The organism is Paenibacillus sp. BC26 (genome assembly GCF_900116125.1).
GTDB lineage: Bacteria > Bacillota > Bacilli > Paenibacillales > Paenibacillaceae > Paenibacillus_Z > Paenibacillus_Z lignilyticus.
In genome coordinates this window covers 451308-470695 of record NZ_FPAD01000002.1, presented here as the reverse complement: position 1 = coordinate 470695, position 19388 = coordinate 451308, and the positions used below count along the sequence as shown (strand labels likewise).

The following is a 19388-nucleotide window of genomic DNA, read 5'->3' as shown; positions in this document are numbered from 1 at the left end:
AGACGGGCTCCGCTTAAGTAATACAAGCAGTTGACCAGCTTAGAGAGAAAAGGAGATGAAGCCGTATGGAAAACGTTATTCCTCGAAAAGAATATCCCAGACCGCAATTTGAACGCGAGCAATGGCTGCCCTTGAATGGAACTTGGCAGTTCGCCTTCGATGATCGTAACACGGGCGAGAAAGAGAAATGGTATCGAGACGAAAGCTGCGCCTTTAATCAGACGATTGTTGTTCCATATTGTTTCCAAAGCGAGCTTAGCGGAATTGGGGACACCTCGTTTCACGATGTCGTGTGGTACCGCAGAGGTTTCTTGATTCCTGCAGCCTACACAGGCAAGCGAATGGTGCTTCATTTCGGTGCCGTCGATTATGCCGCCAAAGTATGGGTGAATGGCGAGCTTGTTATGACACACCAGGGCGGACATACTCCTTTTAGTGCGGATATTACGAGTGTATTAATAGATGGGGAGAACATGGTTGTGGTTCGTGCCGAGGATTATAGCCAAGATGTAACGCTTCCCAGAGGCAAGCAGTATTGGAAAGAAAATTCGGATATTGTCTTCTATACCCGTACTACGGGGATCTGGCAATCGGTGTGGCTTGAACCGGTTAGTGAGCTATCGCTGCGCAGGGTAAGGATGACACCTGATATTGACCGTAATGTGGTTAGTATTCGCAGCTTTATTGAGGGCGATATGAAGGGGAAGTATGTTGAGCTGCAAACAGAGGTAACGTTTAAAGGTCAGCCGATTTGTAGAGACCGCATGGATATCGTCGCTGAAGAAGAGGAACGGCTTCTCAAGCTGAATGATTTTAACGATCATGGAATGGGCCGCTGGTGGACACCGGAGAAGCCCCAATTGTACGATGTGAAGTTTACCCTTGTTGTTGACGGCGAGATTATGGATGAAGTGAAAAGCTATTTCGGCATGCGCAAAATTTCGATTGTCGATGGAGTCTTCTGCTTAAATAATCGACCGTATTATATGAAGCTGATCTTGGATCAGGGATATTTTCCTGGGGGCGTATTGACGGCAGCGACCGACGAGGCTTTACTTGAAGATATTGGCTATACGAAAGCGATGGGTTTTAACGGTGTACGGAAACATCAAAAGCTGGAAGACCCGCGCTATCTGTATCACTGCGATCGTTTGGGATTGCTGGTATGGGGTGAAGGCGCTAATGCATATGATTACTCCGAGAAATATGTAAGCCGGTTCATTCAGGAGTGGCAGGAAGCGATTGAAAGGGACTATAACAGTCCATCTTTGGTTGTATGGGTACCGATTAACGAGAGCTGGGGTATTCCGAACGTTCTTAACGATGTACGGCAGCAGCAGCATGGACTGACGATGTATCATCTGACACGGTCGCTTGATACGACGCGTCCGGTTATCTCGAATGATGGATGGGAGCATCTGAAGTCAGATCTGTTCACCATTCACGATTATGAATGGCGAAGAGAAGTACTGCAGAGCCGATATGAGACGAAAGAACAAACCGTTGTAAGCAATCCACAAGGAAGATGGCTTTCGGTACCTGGATTTCAATACGGCGGCGAGCCTATCTTAATGAGTGAGTTTGGCGGCGTTTCGTTCATGAAATCCGCGGCAGAGGGATGGGGATATTCGGCGGCAAAGGATTCACAAGACTTTCTAGAGCGAATTGTGAATATCATTCATCCTATTCTAAATAACGGCGTCTTCCAAGGGTATTGCTATACGCAGCTTACCGACGTCGAACAGGAGAAGAACGGCTTGCTTACTTTTAATCGTGAGCCAAAGCTTCCGCTTGAAATCATAAAACAAATTAATGCAGGCATTAATCCTAAGCTGCCGGTTCAAGTGAACTAGCCGATAATGGTGGAGTGTTACCTATCCGATGTTATCATCCAAGAATATAGTTGAAAAGTTAATTAATACCGTAGAAGGTAGTCTCAAGTATAAGATTGAGGGTATGCACACTTTTGCATCTGAGTAAACTTAGATCCGATGCATTCCAATCTGAAATAAATAAAAAGAGGTATCTCAATTTTGAGATCACCTCGTTTTTTTGCGTTTTGTTGAACTTCTAAAGATGAATCGTCTAATGAGGGGGCGGGAGTAGTCATGAGTGGCTACTGTTCTAACGAATCGTACAGGTCTTATTTACTCCAAAACATCTCCAAAAAAAATCTAACGAATCGTACAGGTCTTAATTGATAGATTTGCAGGTGTTTGAAGCGAAATTCCCCGAAATAAGGCTTCTACGATTCGTTAGATTTCCGTAGGCCCGAAATCGGGCTAAATAAGCCCTCTACGATTCGTTAGCATTTCAATGCGTTAGCTTTTCGAGGCAGGCAGGATTCGCGGAGTGCGGTAAGCGAGATGCGAGCTGTGTGGAACGCTGCGTGCTGAATTAGAGTTTGGAGCGTACTATGATGTAGGAGATTCCGGACGGAAAATTGAAAGGGATTCCAATAGTGGATCACATGAAGGATGTTGATTAAAGAGCAACGGTCTTGTTTGCGCGCGGACAATTGGAAAAAGATACATATTATTTGTTGGATTGGGCCATATTTTATGGAAAGGTGGTATGTCCCATGAAGCCAAAACTGCTCGGGCAAATTCAAGCAAAAAAGTCTGTATGAAACGTTGGATTTTTTCTACCGTGAAGGACAGTTCCCCATCAGTATTTTCGTGGCCATTACGGATGGCTCTGCCCAAGATATCGTTGAAATGGATGTAGAGGACCGATCGCTCATCAGTGAATATTTGTACGATCTGTTGGAGAGTAACGAGGAAGAAGGGCTTATTCCCAGTGAATCGCCTCTTCTGATGTTCTCGATTATGAGTACTCCCGGGTTTGATAATGTGCTGCCTCTAATTGAGGCCATGCACCGGAAACAACGGGCAAAAGTCAGCGGACTGGCGTTATTTCATGGAAAGCAGATGACCGGTAGACTGGATTCCGAGCAAGCCCGTACCTTTGTTATGCTAACCAGACACATGTCCTATGGGACTTTAACGGAACAAGTCGGTCCTGAACAAAGTTATTTGACGTTTATATATAAGCGGGCAAAGCATAAGGTGAAAATATCCATGCAGAATCCGATTACTGTGGATATTGATATTACACTTAATTGCTTCTTAACTGATAATCCTAGCGGTACGCCGTTAAACAAGGCAATCATTGCGGATGTTTCTCGAAGTTTGGAAAAGGTGCTGAGCACACGCGCGGAAGCCATGATTCGTAAACTTCAACAAGCCAATTGCGATGGGCTTGGAATTGGTCTTCAAATGAAGGCACTGCATCATAGGGAATGGAGTAAATTGGATTGGGAGAAGGAATACGCGCAGATTAAAATCCAGCCTCATATTCGAGTTAAAATTAAAAATCACGGGTTGCTGAATTAGTCAATTAGCAGCAGCCACAGATTCATCAAAAGTTAACTTTAACAACAAGGATTAAAATGATATTATAATACCGATTTTCGATGATACGACAAAAATTAGAGAGATGCTATTCTATGGAAACCTCCCAATCAGCTATACAGAGCAAACCTGATAGAAAATGGAAAACACGCATGGAAGTACTGGTCGTATCGACCAAACTCGGACTTACTTCCTTCGGAGGGCCGATCGCTCATTTAGGTTACTTTCATAACGAATATATTCGCAAACGGCAGTGGTTGGATGAGAGAAGCTATGCTGATCTGGTAGCACTATGCCAGTTTCTTCCGGGTCCGGCCAGCAGTCAGGTCGGCATCGGAATCGGGGTTATACGCGCCGGTATTCTTGGAGGTTTATTAGCCTGGATCGGCTTCACGCTGCCTTCGGTTATTGCCTTAGTATTATTCGCCTTGTTGTTAAAGGGATATGATATCAGCCACGCGGGATGGATTCACGGATTAAAAATAGTGGCCGTGGCCATCGTAGCTCAAGCCATTGTAGGCATGGGGCAGAAGTTGACGCCGGATAAAACCAGGGTAACCATGGCCATTATCGCAGCTTCTGTCAGCCTGTTGTGGCAGTCGGCGTTCACCCAAGTGCTGCTTATTGCGGCAGCGGGAGCTTTTGGTTTAGGGATGTATAGAAAAACAACGACTGTTAGGGATGCTCCCACCCTTCCCATACAAGTCAGCCGCGCTTTCGCTCTTTTTTGTTTGATCTTGTATTTCGGTCTATTAATCGCGTTGCCATTGCTCGGCCAAGTTTTCGGTTCCGAATGGCTTTCGTATTTTGATCGTTTTTATCGGCCGGGCTCCCTCGTATTTGGCGGGGGACATGTCGTTTTGCCGCTTTTAGAACATGAATTGGTAACTACGGGTTGGGTTAGCAAAGAAGACTTTCTCGCGGGATATGGTGCGGCGCAGGCAGTCCCCGGTCCACTGTTTACTTTTGCGTCATACTTGGGAGCAATGGCCAAAGGCGCCTCTGGGGCTATAGTCGCTACAATAGCTATATTTTTGCCTGCCTTTTTACTTGTCTTCGGGGCCTTGCCCTTCTGGAACTCCCTTCGCACAAGCTCTTACATCCAGGGTGCGCTTATAGGTATAAATGCGGCAGTAGTCGGTATTTTGTTGGCCGCGCTGTACGATCCGTTGTGGACGACAGCGATTATCGGACCCCAGGACTTTGCACTTGCATCGATCCTGTTTATCATGCTTGTCTACTGGAAAGTTCCGCCCTGGGCGGTTGTCATTTCCGGAGCGGCCGGAGGTATATTGCTAAGTATGATTTAAGAGAAACATTACTAGAAAGGACTATTACTTAGGAGATTCCGTATGGTAAATTGAAAGGGGTTCCAACAGAGCAGCAGCGACACGGCTTGGGTGAAATTATGCTGGGAAAATGAGGAGGAGTTTCATGAAGAAATTGACTGCATCAGTCGTTGGCGGAGGAGCCGGCGGGCAGCTCAGCATGAATGCCTTACATAATTCAGAGCATTACGAGTTAGCAGCGATTGCAGATCTTCGGCCGGAAGTGTGTGAGAATCTGCAAAAACAATTTCCCGGCATCCGCACTTATTTGGATCATAACGAGATGTTTAAGGATTGTCCGACTGATATCGTATGCGTGAGCACCTTCCCGCCTTCTCATGAAGAAGTGACGCTGGATGCGCTCAAGCTTCCGCTTAAGGGGATTCTCGTGGAGAAACCGCTTGGACATACGGTGGCGTCAGGACGGAGAATTCTGGAGGAAATCAAGAAACGCGATTTGCCAATGGCCGTGCCGCATGGCCTGCTTGCGAAGAAGACGCCTCTTGAAATCATAGAGCGAGTTAGAAGCGGAGAGATTGGCGAGCTGAAGCTCGTGGAAATTCAAAATACGAATTGGGATATTATCAATGCCGGCATCCACTGGCTGCATTTCTTCGTGCAATTGACGGGAAATGAGCCGATGGACCATGTGATGGGGATCTGCGAATCGAGCACGCGTACCTATCGTGACGGCATGCAGGTGGAAACGACGGCTGTCACGTATGGGCAAACGCAAAGCGGTGTCCGGGTAGTCATGAATACCGGAGATCATGTGCGGATTAACACCGAGGGAAAAGACACGTTATTCCGCCTTATCGGAACCGCGGGTCAAATTGAATTCTGGGGCTGGGCGAACGGCTACCGGATTCTGAATGCGGAGTTTCCGAAAGGCGAGCTGATTATCCCCGAAGAGCTGGCGGTTACGGGGCATCAGGCACATCTCGAGAGAATGGCTGGAATGATCGAATCCGGCGAGCGGAATTATTCGATCCCGGAGAGTTCTCTGTTGGCGCTTGAAATTGTGGAGGGCGCGTACATATCCAGCCGACATCGCTGCAAAGTGACGTTCCCCGTTGATGCATTCGAAGCACCGGCTGAAACGGATTGGAATCCGGGTGTTGCATATAGCGGGACCGGCGGTGGCCGAGACGGCAGGAAGCTCTAATGACGACGGAGGGATTATAGATGAGTCGAATACGGTTTGGGATTGTTGGCGGCGGCTGGCGGACGGAGTTTTATCTGCGCATTGCCAAGGAGCTGCCGGAACAGTTTGAAGTGAGCGGTGTCGTAGTCCGCAACGAAGAGAAAGCGAAGAAGCTGGCCTCGACGTGGCAAGTGCCGGTATACCGCACTACCGCTGCGATGCTGGAGAAGGCTGATCCGCTATTTGTCGTGTCGTCTGTTCCATGGGATGCGAATCCCGGTGTGATCGAAGAATTAGCGTTAGCAGATATGCCGGTTCTGTCCGAGACGCCGCCGGCACCGGATGTAGAAGCCCTTATTCGTTTAAATGAGAAGTATGGCGACAGCCGAATTCAAGTTGCGGAACAATATTTATTTCAGCCGCTTCACGCAGCACGTATTGCCATTGCGCAATCCGGGAAGCTCGGGACGATAACCCAAGCACAGGTCTCGGCGGCGCACGGGTATCATGGCATTAGCCTGATCCGTCAATTCCTGGGCATTACTTTCGAGAACGCGGTCATTCAAGCTTCGCGGTTTCGGTCGCCGCTCGTGAATGGACCGGGACGGGAAGGTGCGCCGAAGGAGCATCGACTTACGCAGTCCGATCAGGTCATAGCCTCGCTCGCGTTTGATGGCAAACTGGGAATCTATGATTTCACAGGTGATCAATACTTCTCATGGATTCGCAGTCAACGTCTGCTGGTGCGCGGGGAATCCGGTGAAATCAGCAATAAGGAAATCCGTTATTTGAAGGATTATTCGACACCGATTGAGCTGGAGCTCCGCAGACAAAATGCAGGGGAAAACGGGAATCTCGAAGGCTATTATTTCAAAGGCATCCTGGCCGGAGAAGAGTGGGTTTACCGGAATCCGTTTACTCCGGGCCGATTGACGGATGATGAGCTTGCCATTGCAACCTCCCTGGCGAAGATGGCTGAATATGCGGCCGGCGGGCCAAGCTTCTACGGTTTAGCTGAAGCCTCGCAGGATCATTATTTGAGCATCAAGTTGAATGAGGCACTCGAAACAGGGGTGCCGGTACAAACGGAAACGCAGCCATGGGCAGCTTCCGTTATGCGGTGATGTAGATTGCAATTGAAACGATGAAGGCCAGCAGAGAACCTATGGTTCGGATGCTGGCCTTTTTTTGGCAGTGCAAATTTTTAGTAAATGAGTGATAATGTGACAAAAGGCTACAGGAATGTACAAGCAGAAGGGAAACATGAGGGGATGAGGCATCGTGAAAACGAAGTTTAGACTTGCAAATCTGCATGTGTATCAGAAGGTTATTCTAATATTCATCTTATTGATCGTACCCCTGCTCTTGATAAACCTCCGAATGAATACAACAGGCGCAGCCTTCATCAAGAAAGAATATACGAACTCGATTAACTCCAACGTAAAGTTTTATTCCCGCCAGCTCAATGATCAGATCGCATTTATTCGTAATTTGCAGCTTCAGTTTCTGAATGATTCGGACCTGCAGAAGCTCAGTTTTATCGGAAAACGGCTGGAAGGCTACGAACAATTTCAACTGGTGAATCGTGTACGGGAGCGCTTGCTCTTGATTCAGAACTCCAGCGAATTTCTGGTAAACAGCGGCGTGTACGTGAAGTCGCTGGAGAAAACCTTCTCCGTCAGGGCCGGTATTAGGGATTTGCCTAATGCGGAATATGAGGCCATTGCGTCCTACCGAGAATCCGAACAAGCGCAGCCGGTATACAGCAAGAGCGGCAGGCTCTACTTCATTGCCTCCAGCAACAATGGCAGAATCGTTTCGTACATGGAGATTTCCAAGCCGAAGCTGGAAGAGACGCTGCGCCGATTTGTGGAGAATTACGAGGATTCCGGGGCAGCGCTCACCAATGATGATTTTACGACGACAATCGCCGTGAAGATGGACAGGGATATTTTCAGCCAAATGCAGAAGCAAGTTGCCGGCACGATCGCCATTCCGCCGGATGATCCTACCCGTACGGATACGCTGAGGCTTGGCAATCATAAATACTTGATTACATCAAGCGATATTCAGATGCTCGGCATGACGATCTTCACCTACATCAATCAGAATGAAGTGCTTGGACCGATCCGGACGTTCAACTTCTGGTATATTATCCTGTCTACGGTTTCCGTAGGCGTGCTGGTCGTATTCTCCTTCTCGGTCAACGTCATGATTCATCGCCCGCTCAAACGATTGATTGAAGCCTTCAAAATATTAGAAACCGATAACTTGAATATATCCATACGTCCGCAAGGCGATATCGAATTCGGATACCTCTATCGAAGCTTTGACCGAATGGTAGACAAGCTTAGAGGCTCCATTCAAGAAAACTATGAGCAGAAAATCGCGCTGCAGCACTCCGAATTGAAGCAGCTGCAATCGCAGATCAATCCCCATTTTCTATACAACAGCTTCTTCAATATCTACATGATCAGCCGAAGCGGAGATGCGGAGAATGCGGCGACGCTGGCGCAGCGGCTCGGCAGCTACTATCAGTTTATTACTCGCAGCGGCAGCGACGAGGTTACGCTTGACCAAGAGTATCGCCATGCGGTGGATTATTGCGATATCCAGGGCATCCGCTTCTCGAATCGAATTACTATTGAAGCGGCGAAGCTGCCCGAGGTGTGCAAGCCATTGCTGGTGCCGAGATTGCTGATTCAGCCGGTCGTGGAAAATGCTTTCGAGCATGCCTTCGAGGATGGGATGAGGAGAGGCAATGTGACCGTCAAAGTGGAATACGAGGAAGACACGCTGTGCATCTCCGTCGAAGATGACGGCGACACCTTAACGGACGAAGCGCTTGAGCTGCTTCACGAGCGGCTTGCCGATGTGTCTGCTTCCCAAGAGAAGACCGGATTGTTCAATGTTTGCAGGCGTATCCGGCTCAAATTCGGGCAGCGCAGCGGCATCTTCGTTTCCCGAAGCGCACTTGGCGGGCTAAAGGCGGACATGATCATTCACTTTAACGAGATGGGAGATTGAGAGATTCCATGTATCGATTACTCATTGTAGACGATGAACCAGCTATCGTGGACGGCCTTGTACAGCATTTTCAGCACGTGGAATCCTTAGAGCTCGACGTGTGTAAAGCGTATTCGCCGCTTGAAGCGCTTGCCATCGTGAAGAAAACCAAGATCGATTTGGTCATCAGCGATATTCGGATGCCGGGGAAGAGCGGCTTGCAGTTGGCGGACGATATTCTCTTCTACTGGCCGGCTTGCCGGATCATTCTGCTTACGGGTTACAGCGAATTCGACTATGTGTACAGCGCCATTCAGAAGAATATCGACAACTACATCCTGAAGACGGAAGGGATCGAAACCATTGTCTCGGCAGTCCTTGCTGCCATCGACAAGCTGGATCAAGCGAATCAAATGCATGCGGCATTGGAGCAGGCTAAACAGCAGCTTACGGTCGCGGAGCCGCATCTGAAGAAGCAGTTTTTTGAAGCGCTGCTGCTTGGGGAGAAGGCACTGGATCTATGGCAAGCGCCTTATTTTGCAGGACTTGCAATGAAACTGAGCAGCACCGACCAAGTGATGATGATCGTCGGAAGGATGGATCGCTATGACCATGTACCGACGACTTATATGGATAAATTGAAATTGCACTTGTCCATTCAAGATGTACTGCGGCAGCAATTACCACCGCACTTTTATGAGGAAGCCGCCGTACATGATGGCTCCCTACTCGTATGGTTTATTCAGCCGGCAGAGGATGCCGGCATGTTGAAGAATGGTGAAGGCATCACGCAATGGGAGGATATATCGGAATACCTCAAAGGGATGCTGGAGCCGGTACAAGATCAATGTCGGCATGCTCTTAATGCGGATGTATCGTTTGCGATCAGCCGCTCTGCGGTGGAATGGGACGGTGCGGCAGCCGAATTCGAACGGTTGAAGTCGTCGATGAAGAAATGCTCGCTCTTCGGTCAGCCGATGTCCATTATTCATCTGGGCGATATGGATGATGTCCTTAAGGCAGAGCGGCCGCATCCCGCTGCGGAGTTGTCCACGGGTATGTTCAACAAGCAGCTCGACGCGTTGCAGCGGAGCTTGGAGGCGGGCGATGAGCCGGCTGCTGCGAAGCTGACCTCGGAGCTGTATGCCCATGTTGAGATGAATGTATCTTCTAATTCGCTCATCGGCATGGAACGTTATTATCAATTCGTGCTTGTTATTATTACGCAAATGACGCAGGTTCGCCCATCGGACGTACAGGAGGCTGAAGAAGCTTGGACGCTTGATCTTAATGCTTCCAAGGAGCAGCTGTTAGAGCTTGTCCATAAGCTGTGTGCGCAGAAGAAGGAGCAGCAGAACAAGAGCGAGCATCTCATTATCGAGCGCATTCATCGGTTTATCGCGGAGCATTTGGGCCGCGACCTGTCGCTCGCGAGGATCGCGGAGGCGGTTTATTTTAACCCCTCGTATCTCTCCAGGTTCTATAAACAGCTGACGGGAAGGACGCTGTCCGACTATATGAATGCGACAAGAGCGGATGCCGCGCAGCACATGCTGGAGGAAACGCAGATGAAAGTGAATGAAATCGCGCTGCGGCTCGGGTTCGAATCGCCCTCTTATTTCACCGCCTTTTTCCGGAAAATGACGGGCAGCACGCCGCAAGAATTTCGGGAATCGGTCCTATTGCGAAGAGATCGTAAAGAAAACAGAAGCATGTAAAGATGTTTATAGAGCGAGCCCCCTGCCGCTCAATTTATGATGAAATAGCAAGGTCAAACGCAGTGACAACAACTTTAATGGGGGGAAACAAAATGAACAGATGGGCAAGTTCTTTTCTGATTATCTCATTAATCGCCACCATGACCGCATGCTCAAGCAATAACGGCAACGCTGCAAACGATCAAGCGAGCGAGACGGACAACGCTGTCGCAACCAACAATGCAGCGACAACTACGGAACAGACAGACGATGCAGCAACGGAGAACGTCGACCCGCTGGGTAAATATCCGGAGACGTTAACGGTTACCGAAGTACTCGGGTACGGTCCGCCAGAGGATCCGAAGACACCGGCAGGCTTAACGCCGGACCAGAATGCGTACTTGAAGGATCTAAAGGAACAGCTGAACATCGATTTGAAATACAAATGGACGGTGCCGACCGACCAGTACGAGCAGAAGTTCTCGCTTTCCATTGCGTCCGGCGATTTGCCCGATATTATGGATGTCGATATTCGCAACTTCGAGAAATTCAAGAATCAAGGCGTGCTGGCCGATTTAACCGACGCCTACGATAAATACGCTTCGCCGACGCTGAGAAAGTTTATGGAATCCGATGGCGGGCAGGCGATGAAGTCGCTGACTTCGGACGGCAAGCTGTACGGGATCCCGGGTTTCGAAGAGCCGTTCTTATCGACGCAGATTCTATGGATTCGCGCCGACTGGCTGAAGAACGTGAACCTGGAGGCTCCAAAGTCGATCGATGATTTAGAGCAAATCGCAACGGCTTTCGTCAATAACGATCCGGACAAGAACGGCAAGAAAGATACGTACGGCCTTGCGCTTCAGAAGAACATTGTAAACTGGGGATTCGATACACGCGGCCTGTTCTTCGGCTTTAATGCGTATCCGAGCGGATGGATCAAGGGCAGCGACGGCAAGCTGGTGCCGGGCGAGATTCAGCCGGAGATGAAACCGGCGCTCAGCAAGCTGCAAAGCTGGTATAAGAACGGCATTCTCGATAAGGAATTCGCGCTCAAAGACGAGAACAAAGTCGTCGAAGACATTGTCGGCAGCAAAGTCGGCATGCTGTACGGCGAATGGTGGCTCCCGAACTGGCCGCTTAATCTGAACAAAGATGCGGATCCGAATGCAGAATGGATTTGCGTACAAATTCCATCCCTTGACGGTTCACCGGGTAAATCGCTGGTTCCGAAAGTGCGCATGGGACATATCGTTGTCGTAAACAGCAAGTTCAGCAACCCGGAAGCGGCCATTAAGATGATCAACTTCTACATCGAGATGAACACGAAAGCCCATTACGACACGAACAAACCGGAGAATGGCTATGTTTATAACTGGTTCGTGCCGCGCATTTACAACCCGGTCGAAATTCAAACGATTCATGATGAAGTCAACAATGCGATTGCGAACAAGGTGAATTCGGTGAGCGAGGACATTCCTTATTACGTCAACATCCAGAAGCCGCTCGAAGCTACGCAGAAATTCCTTGCAGGCGACAAAACCGGATGGGGACTTTACTCCAGCCGTGTTTCGAAGGACGGAGGCTGGGGCCTCACGAGTCAAATTCGCGACAGCAATCAATTCGTGTATAACGAGTTCTACGGGTCTGCAACGGAATCGCAGGTCGAGAACGGCGCGCAGCTGGATAAGCTGATGAACGAAACGTTCACGAAAATCATCATGGGCGAATCGATCGACAGCTTCGATAAATTCGTCAGCAGCTGGAAGGCGCTCGGCGGCGACGATGTAACGGCAGAAGTGAACGAGTGGCACAGCAGCGCATCGAAATAAGGAGAGTGGCAGAAACGGCGGAAGACGCTTACGCAAGTAAGCTCTTCTCCGCCGCTTCTTACCGGAGCTGGAGGCGGAACCTTGATGAAACAGCAGACAATGCGAAGAAGCCGGTTCGTCCGGCAATTGCCATTCCATATCATGCTCATACCCGGAATTATCGTTACGCTTATTTATGCCTATGGCCCGATGTTCGGCATCGTCATGGCTTTTCAGAAATTCGATCCCGTGCTCAGCTTCTGGAAATCCAAATTCGTCGGCTGGAAAAACTTCCGCTACATGTTTCACCTGCCGGACATGAATCAAGTCATCTGGAATACAGTGGTTATATCCGTGCTGAAGATCGCCTTTGGGCTGGCGGTACCGCTTATTCTTGCCTTATTGCTCAACGAGATAAGCAGAGACTGGTTTAAGCGAGTGATTCAAACGAGTATCTTCCTGCCGTTCTTCCTCTCGTGGACGGTGCTTGGCGGTGTTATTCTGGAGCTGTTTTCCTTGAAAGGGCCGATCAATGATTTGCTTGCCGGCACGGGGATTGAACCGATTATGTTTATGGGCCAAGGCGATTGGTTTCGGGCCATCATAGTAGGCTCGGAGGTTTGGAAGGGCATGGGCTACAATATGATTATTTTCCTGGCAGCCATTGCGGGGATCAATTCAAATTTGTATGAAGCGGCCGAGGTAGACGGAGCGGGAAAATGGAAGCAGGTCGTCCATATCACGCTGCCGGGCATGGCGCCGATTATTATATTGCTCGCTACGCTTAGCTTAGGCAATATTCTGAATGCCGGATTCGATCAAATTCTGATCCTGTATAATCCGGTCGTCTATGAGAGCGCGGATATTCTCGATACGTTCGTCTACCGGCTCGGGATATTCAACCAGCAATATGCGCCCGCTGCTGCCGTCGGATTGTTTAAGTCCGCGATTTCCTTAGGATTGGTAGGCTTGTCCTATTACTTAGCCTATCGGTTCACCAAGTATAGAATCTTCTAAGAGACTGGAGGAGATGACATGGTTTATCGAGCATCGTGGAGCAGAGTGCTGTTCATGATCGTGAATACGATCGTGCTGGTAGGAGTGACTTTGCTGGGCATATTACCGTTCATTCATCTGCTTTCAGTCAGTTTAAGCTCCAACATTGCCGCAGTGGCTGCACAGGTTAAGTTATGGCCGGTCGGCTTTACATTGGATGCCTATCAATATCTGGCGCAAAAGGTAGAGTTTATTCGCTCCTTGAAAGTATCCCTGGAGCGCGTTATTCTCGGCACGGCAATCAGCATGTTTTTGACCATCATTACCGCATACCCCTTATCGAAGAGCAGAGAACAGTTTGATTTCCGAACGCTGTACGTGTGGTTCTTCGCGGTTACGATGTTTTTCGGCGGCGGCTTGATACCGACCTATATTGTTGTCAAAGAAACCGGGCTGATTAACAGCATCTGGGCGCTGATCGTTCCGGGAGCGCTGAATGTGTGGAACATGGTGATGCTGCTCAATTTCTTCCGCAATATTCCGAAGGATATGGAGGAAGCGGCGACCATCGATGGGGCAGGTCAATGGGCGATTCTGATCCGCGTCTATCTGCCGGTGTCCTTGCCGTCGCTTGCGACCATCCTGTTGTTCACCATCGTCGGCCATTGGAACTCCTGGTTTGACGGCATCTTGTACATGAATTCACCGGAGAAATATCCGCTTCAGACGTACTTATCGACACTGGTGACGGCTATTAATAAAGCAGCGATATCCATCGACGACTTAAAGCGGCTCGAGGAAGTCAGCGAGAAAACATTGCGAACGGCGCAAATTTTCTTAGGTGCTTTGCCGATTATGCTGGTTTACCCGTTCCTGCAGCGTTACTTCATTAAAGGCATTACGGTTGGCAGTGTAAAAGAGTAGGAGATGAGCATCTGATGAGCAAAGTGAGGATTGCCTTGATCGGAGCGGGACTGCGCGGGCAAAATTACGTCGATTATGCGCTGGCACATCCGGATGAGATGGAACTGGTAGCAATAGCGGATCCTAATCTTGATCGGCGGGATCGCTTGAAGCAGCTTCACGGGGTAGATGAGCGCAAGTGCTATGACGATTGGCGCGAATTGCTGGCGCAGCCGAAGCTCGCCGATGCCGTGCTGATCTGCACGCAGGATAAGATGCATTACGAGCCGACGATGACGGCGCTGGATGCGGGTTATCATGTTCTGCTTGAGAAACCGATGTCACCGGAACCGCTCGAGTGCCTAGAGATGGGGGCGAAAGCGGAGCAGTCAGGGCTCATCTTCTCGATCTGTCATGTGCTGCGATATACGAATTTCTTCCGTTCTGTGAAACGGTTGCTAACGGAAGGCCGGATCGGACAATTGATGTCGATCCAGCACAATGAGAATGTGGGGTATTGGCACCAGGCACATAGCTTCGTTCGCGGCAATTGGCGCAATGCCGAGGAATCGAGTCCGATGATTCTGGCAAAGTCTTGCCATGATATGGACATTTTATTGTGGCTGGCGGGAGCGGATTGTACGCGTTTATCCTCCTTCGGCTCGCTCTCGTATTTCAAGGCTTCCAATGCTCCGGAGGGAGCACCGAAGCGATGCACGGACGGTTGCCCGGCGGCTGATGAATGTTTATATTACGCGCCAAACGTCTACCTCGGGGATGCGGAAAGCTGGATGGCTGCGGCCATTAGCGATGATCCCAGTCCTGAAGCAAGGCTTAAGGCTTTGCAGGAAGGGCCATATGGACGCTGTGTGTACCAGTGCGATAACAATGTAGTGGATCATCAAGTGGTGAATATGGAGTTTGCCAATGAAGTGACGGCGGTCTTCACCATGAGCGCATTCACGCAGGAATGCAGCCGAACGCTCAAGCTGATGGGCACGAAAGGCGAAATTCGCGCTTCCATGGAGAAGAACGAAATCGAATTGATTCGTTTCGGAGACAGCTATGAGCCGGAGAAGATTTCTCTCGAAATGCCTGGGGGCTATTCAGGGCATGGCGGTGGAGATTATGGGTTAATGAGCGACTTTATCGGACTGGTGAAGTCAGGCGCCGCTGCAGGCGATAGTCTCACTTCTGCGGCCAAATCGGTGCAAAGCCATATGATGGCCTTTGCGGCGGAGGCTTCGCGCTTAGAGAAACGCGTGATTGGGCTGGATGCATTTAGTAATGAGTATTTGCGGGTTTGAGTTGGGATTGTGGGCTGCCGAGTGAATGACTCGGCAGCCTTTTCGTTAATTAGTCTTTCGCAGCAGACTAATCTAATGTTCGTTGGGCATCTGGGGAGGACTCATCATCGGAGGAAATGTTGCCTAACAGGCAGCATTAACGGAATTTCGCCAAGTAGGAGGTTGAAGTGTTGCTGATTATGCAACATTTCAGCCAATAAGTGGATTTATGAGGCTCATTCCTATGCAAATGCTGCTTCCTAGGCAACATTCGGCGGAGTAAGGCGCATAGTTGGCCGTTTTGCTGCAATTTGTGCAACATTTCAGCAATTACCTGGCCATTTGGTGCGAACCTACCCGGCAACAGTGGCATTGATCGACGTTATCCTTCTTGTCCCGCAAAAAGGACGGTCTCAAAAGTGGCCATGCACACTTTTGAGACCGTCCTTTTACTTAAACTCGCTTGACCATGCGGCGGTAGTCGCTGTCGCCGATGCGCAGCATGTCGTCTTCCTCGTAGCCGCTTGCGAGATAAAGCCGGTAAGCCCGCTCGTTATACGTTTCGACGATTAATGCCGCACGCTCGAAACCGAGCTGTGCCGCGCGCTGCTCGGCGGCCGCCATCAGCAGCTTGGCGATGCCTTGTCCGCGATAGTGCTCATCCACGGCCAACGCGTCCAGATAGAACTCGCCATCTCTTGCCTCACGGACAATAACGCTGTTTTCTTTGCCGGGTCTGCCATGAAGCTTGGCGAGGAAAGGCTCGTCCAGCTGCCCTGCATCATTACCGGAATAGGCTACGACCATGCCGGCAATCCGGCCTTCCTGTTCGGCGACGATCACATTGTCGAAGCTGACCCGATTGCCCGGCTGCTTGTAGAAGGTAGTCAGCAGTTCTGCTGCTTCGATTTCATCCGATGCTCCCGTAAGCAGATAAGCAATCGATCCGATCGCTTCCAGTAGAAGAGGAATGACCTCCGGGGCGTCGTCTCTTGCTGCAATACGCGTAATCACTGCGATAACACTCCTTGTGACGCGATTATTTTCCCAGGAGAAACTCTCCCAATACATCCACGATAATCTGATGATCCAGCTCGCCGGGCAGTCCGGAGGCTGTAATCGTCCCTACTACGCCGACATTCTTGATGATAAGCGGGAAGGATCCGCCTTCTGCCGCATAATCTTTCGGATCAAGGTGAGACGCTTCAATGGAGTTGCCGTTTGCTTTGAACTCGACATGCATGAAGTAGGAGCTGTGACCGAAATGGTGAACAACATTGCGCTTACGCTGAATCCACTGATCGTTGTTTGCATTTGTTCCGTTCATTTTGCTATGGAATAATAGCTCGCCGTTTCTGACAATCGTGACCGCGATCGCTTTGTCCTCTTGTTGTGCTCTCTCAATTAGCTTCGTACCGATTTGAAAAGCGGTTTCGTTCGTAAACGCGGAGAATTGAAGCTCGTTCTCCTGTTGCTGCAGTTGCTCTAGCAAAGCTTGATACTCACTCATATATAGCACTTCCTATCGGGTGATTTTTTCACCTCTTATACTATGCTTTAACCTAGGCTTCGTCAAACCGGGGCTATTGTTTGTAACCGCTAAGGGTTGGTCTATTCGGACAATAGCTTAGGCAGGAATGCAATTCCGGCGCACGAATAGGATGGAATAGAGGACGACCTGATTTCCTCACATTGAAGGAGTGATCGGAAGTGCCGGAATTTACCCAGGGCAGCTACGGCGGAGAATCGATACGATTAGCTAACGAGCATATGCGGATTGACGTGCATAAGAGATTGACCGGATGGGGATGGGCGGAAGTTTTTTCGGCAGATGAGCGGTTTATGGGGGTGCTGGAGCATTTCGGCGAGGTGCTCCTGCGAGATCAGGAGATTCCGATTCGAATGGAATCGGAGTCGTACGAGCGGACGCAGTCGGATGAAGGAGAATCGCTGACGTTCAAAGTGAAGGCATTGGTCGTGCAGCAGAAGCTGAAAGGCACTTCGTTCGATACATGGATTCAGTATCCTTTCGATGCGGCCTTGATGGATGGCGAAGTAAAGCTGACGTTAGTGCGCGATCAGCCTGTATTGAAGCTGGCCTATTCGTTTGTCTCGCATTATAACCTGTTTGTGCGTTATGTCAGAGGGCCGTGGGTCAAAGTCGGTGCCGATTCGTTCGGGGCGAAGAAGACGGATGCCATCTTCCCCGGCGTGGAATGGCTGGAAGGCGAGGAGTGGTCGAGCGGGACGAATTGGTTCAAGGACCCGTGGGCACTTAGAGTCGCGCCTCATCCGAATAAGGTAGCTTTCCCGGTGATGGCGGTCAGTCATGAAGGTACGGCGGTCGGCTTGTCTTGGGACCCGGCGCTGCATGCAACTCGTTGGTTCAACTATCGCGTTCATGTGCAGCAGCCTGTATTCGCTTCTCCGAACTTTATAGACAGAAGGAATCATCATCTGCTCGGACTGATGGTACCGGATGCGCAAATCGAGCATGCCGAGAATCAAATCTATGCGGCAGAACCATTGGAACTCCATCCGAAGCAGGTTGTTGCTTGGAACGCTGAGCTGGTTGTCATTCCGGGTCGATCGCTGGATGCGGTAACGGATTGGATCACCCGCTCCGCAGGGCTTCCCGTGCCGGCAACACCAAGGTGGTCTTATGAGGACACGCTTGATCGCATCGCACAAGCTTACGATGAGCGATATTGGCAGCAGGGACAAGGCTTCGGGACACCGCAGTTTGAGAAAGGGTATTCGCACCGCGTGCCGCGTTTCGCAGAAGCCTACATAGAACGCCGCAAAGGGACGGCGATAGCTGCATCGCTGCAGGAGAAAGTCGAGCAATGCAATGCGATGAGTGCGGCGAGTGATACAGGGATAGGCGAATCCACTGCCGAGGATCGCTTACTGCAAAAGGGATTGGAGCTGCTATCGCATCAAAGGGAGGACGGTGCATTCCCGTTTGATCCGGATGGGCGGCATTACATGAAGGATGACTTTGTCGTGGCGAGAGCTTTCCTTGAACCGATGGGTCTTGCCGGGGATACGGCGCTTGATCTATGCGTCGTGCCGGCGATCGAACTGCTCCGGCTGTGGCAGGCAACCGGCGATGAGCGCTTGAAGGAAGGCGCCTTGCGCGCCATCGACTATTGCTTGCCGATGACAAGGCCGGAGGGCGGCGACTTCTGGGAGACGCCGCTGCATAGTCCGAACCTGTTCGCGGCAGGCCATGCTGCTATCGCGAATTGGCTCGCTCATCTGGCAACAGGCGAACAAGTCTATAGGATAAGGCGGTGTACTGGATTCGGTCGGTGCTCCCTTTCACCCACCTATGGCAGCCCGCGGATAAACCCATGCTGTACAACACGAAGCCGTGTTTCTGCTCAAGCGATTGGTATTTTGCCAATTGGGTGCGCGATCATGTGCAGTGGGAAGTGCTGGAAACGTTCGCGGAATCCTATAGACTCGGCATCGATTGGGCCGTCATAGATCCGGCCATCGACTGGACGCGTTATCGGGAGGGGATCACGAATGCGGCGATGCGCTGGATGATCGATCACCGGGATGCCACGTGGATGCCGCATAATTTGCAGCATACGAAGGTGTATTATGATCACGGCTTGCTCGATGATTGCTTCGCGGATACGCATAATTCGGTCACCGGCTTGTATGGGGGGATGGCGATTATGCCGGATGCGATCGCGGTCAACTTGCTGGCGATAACGGAAGGTTAAGATGAAGCCCACAGTTGCGCTCTGAACTGTGGGCTTCTATTTGTCTTGCGTGATTCGGAGCATGCCG

General features: G+C 50.2%; 14 protein-coding genes and 1 pseudogene. 13 read left to right on the top strand and 2 right to left on the bottom strand.

The window, feature by feature from the left end; translation table 11 throughout:
• The first annotated feature begins 65 nt into the window (after positions 1-65).
• The 11 genes and pseudogenes from BM412_RS18510 (at position 66) to BM412_RS18460 (ending at position 15605) form a co-directional block, all read left to right on the top strand.
• Entirely contained in the window at positions 66-1853 is a 1788-nt protein-coding gene (locus BM412_RS18510) for a glycoside hydrolase family 2 protein (protein ID WP_091221556.1), read from the top strand.
• A gap of 765 nt (positions 1854-2618) precedes the next feature.
• Positions 2619-3395 (top strand): annotated as a pseudogene (locus BM412_RS18505) (Ger(x)C family spore germination protein); the annotation flags it as partial.
• Positions 3396-3508: 113 nt separating this feature from the next.
• Positions 3509-4723, top strand: coding sequence for a chromate transporter (locus tag BM412_RS18500; RefSeq protein WP_256256436.1), 1215 nt, complete (start codon positions 3509-3511; stop codon positions 4721-4723).
• A 124-nt stretch (positions 4724-4847) separates the two neighbouring features.
• On the top strand, positions 4848-5906 hold the full coding sequence (locus tag BM412_RS18495) for a Gfo/Idh/MocA family protein (protein ID WP_177245913.1): 1059 nt from the start codon (positions 4848-4850) through the stop codon (positions 5904-5906).
• A 20-nt stretch (positions 5907-5926) separates the two neighbouring features.
• The gene (locus BM412_RS18490; protein WP_091221545.1) at positions 5927-7009 is read left to right on the top strand and encodes a Gfo/Idh/MocA family protein; all 1083 of its coding nucleotides are present in this window, start codon (positions 5927-5929) and stop codon (positions 7007-7009) included.
• A 157-nt stretch (positions 7010-7166) separates the two neighbouring features.
• Complete coding sequence (locus BM412_RS18485) at positions 7167-8912, top strand: sensor histidine kinase (protein WP_091221543.1); 1746 nt, start codon at positions 7167-7169, stop codon at positions 8910-8912.
• Positions 8913-8920: 8 nt separating this feature from the next.
• Positions 8921-10609: a response regulator transcription factor gene (locus BM412_RS18480; protein ID WP_091221540.1), complete on the top strand. Its 1689-nt coding sequence runs from the start codon at positions 8921-8923 to the stop codon at positions 10607-10609.
• 92 nt (positions 10610-10701) lie between these two features.
• Positions 10702-12420 (top strand): extracellular solute-binding protein, encoded by a 1719-nt coding sequence (locus BM412_RS18475; protein WP_091221537.1) that lies wholly within the window; start codon positions 10702-10704, stop codon positions 12418-12420.
• Between the two features lie 84 nt (positions 12421-12504).
• Positions 12505-13416 (top strand): ABC transporter permease, encoded by a 912-nt coding sequence (locus BM412_RS18470; protein ID WP_256256435.1) that lies wholly within the window; start codon positions 12505-12507, stop codon positions 13414-13416.
• Between the two features lie 18 nt (positions 13417-13434).
• Positions 13435-14319: a carbohydrate ABC transporter permease gene (locus BM412_RS18465; RefSeq protein ID WP_091221534.1), complete on the top strand. Its 885-nt coding sequence runs from the start codon at positions 13435-13437 to the stop codon at positions 14317-14319.
• A 14-nt stretch (positions 14320-14333) separates the two neighbouring features.
• Positions 14334-15605 carry a Gfo/Idh/MocA family protein gene (locus BM412_RS18460; protein WP_091221532.1) on the top strand — a complete coding sequence of 424 codons (1272 nt, stop codon included), beginning with the start codon at positions 14334-14336 and terminating at the stop codon, positions 15603-15605.
• Positions 15606-16037: 432 nt separating this feature from the next.
• On the opposite strand, the gene BM412_RS18455 is transcribed toward BM412_RS18460, so the two are convergent.
• Positions 16038-16598 carry a GNAT family N-acetyltransferase gene (locus tag BM412_RS18455; RefSeq protein ID WP_177245912.1) on the bottom strand — a complete coding sequence of 187 codons (561 nt, stop codon included), beginning with the start codon at positions 16596-16598 and terminating at the stop codon, positions 16038-16040.
• A gap of 25 nt (positions 16599-16623) precedes the next feature.
• A complete protein-coding gene (locus tag BM412_RS18450; RefSeq protein ID WP_091221527.1) occupies positions 16624-17094 on the bottom strand; it encodes a heme-degrading domain-containing protein in 471 nt (156 codons plus the stop codon).
• 200 nt (positions 17095-17294) lie between these two features.
• On the opposite strand from BM412_RS18450, the gene BM412_RS18445 reads away from it, so the two are divergent.
• Positions 17295-19076, top strand: a complete 1782-nt coding sequence (locus BM412_RS18445; RefSeq protein ID WP_091221524.1) for a hypothetical protein — start codon at positions 17295-17297, stop codon at positions 19074-19076.
• Positions 19010-19321 carry a hypothetical protein gene (locus BM412_RS31890; protein WP_218163161.1) on the top strand — a complete coding sequence of 104 codons (312 nt, stop codon included), beginning with the start codon at positions 19010-19012 and terminating at the stop codon, positions 19319-19321. Before BM412_RS18445 ends, BM412_RS31890 begins: the two co-directional genes overlap by 67 nt.
• Positions 19322-19388 lie beyond the last annotated feature (67 nt).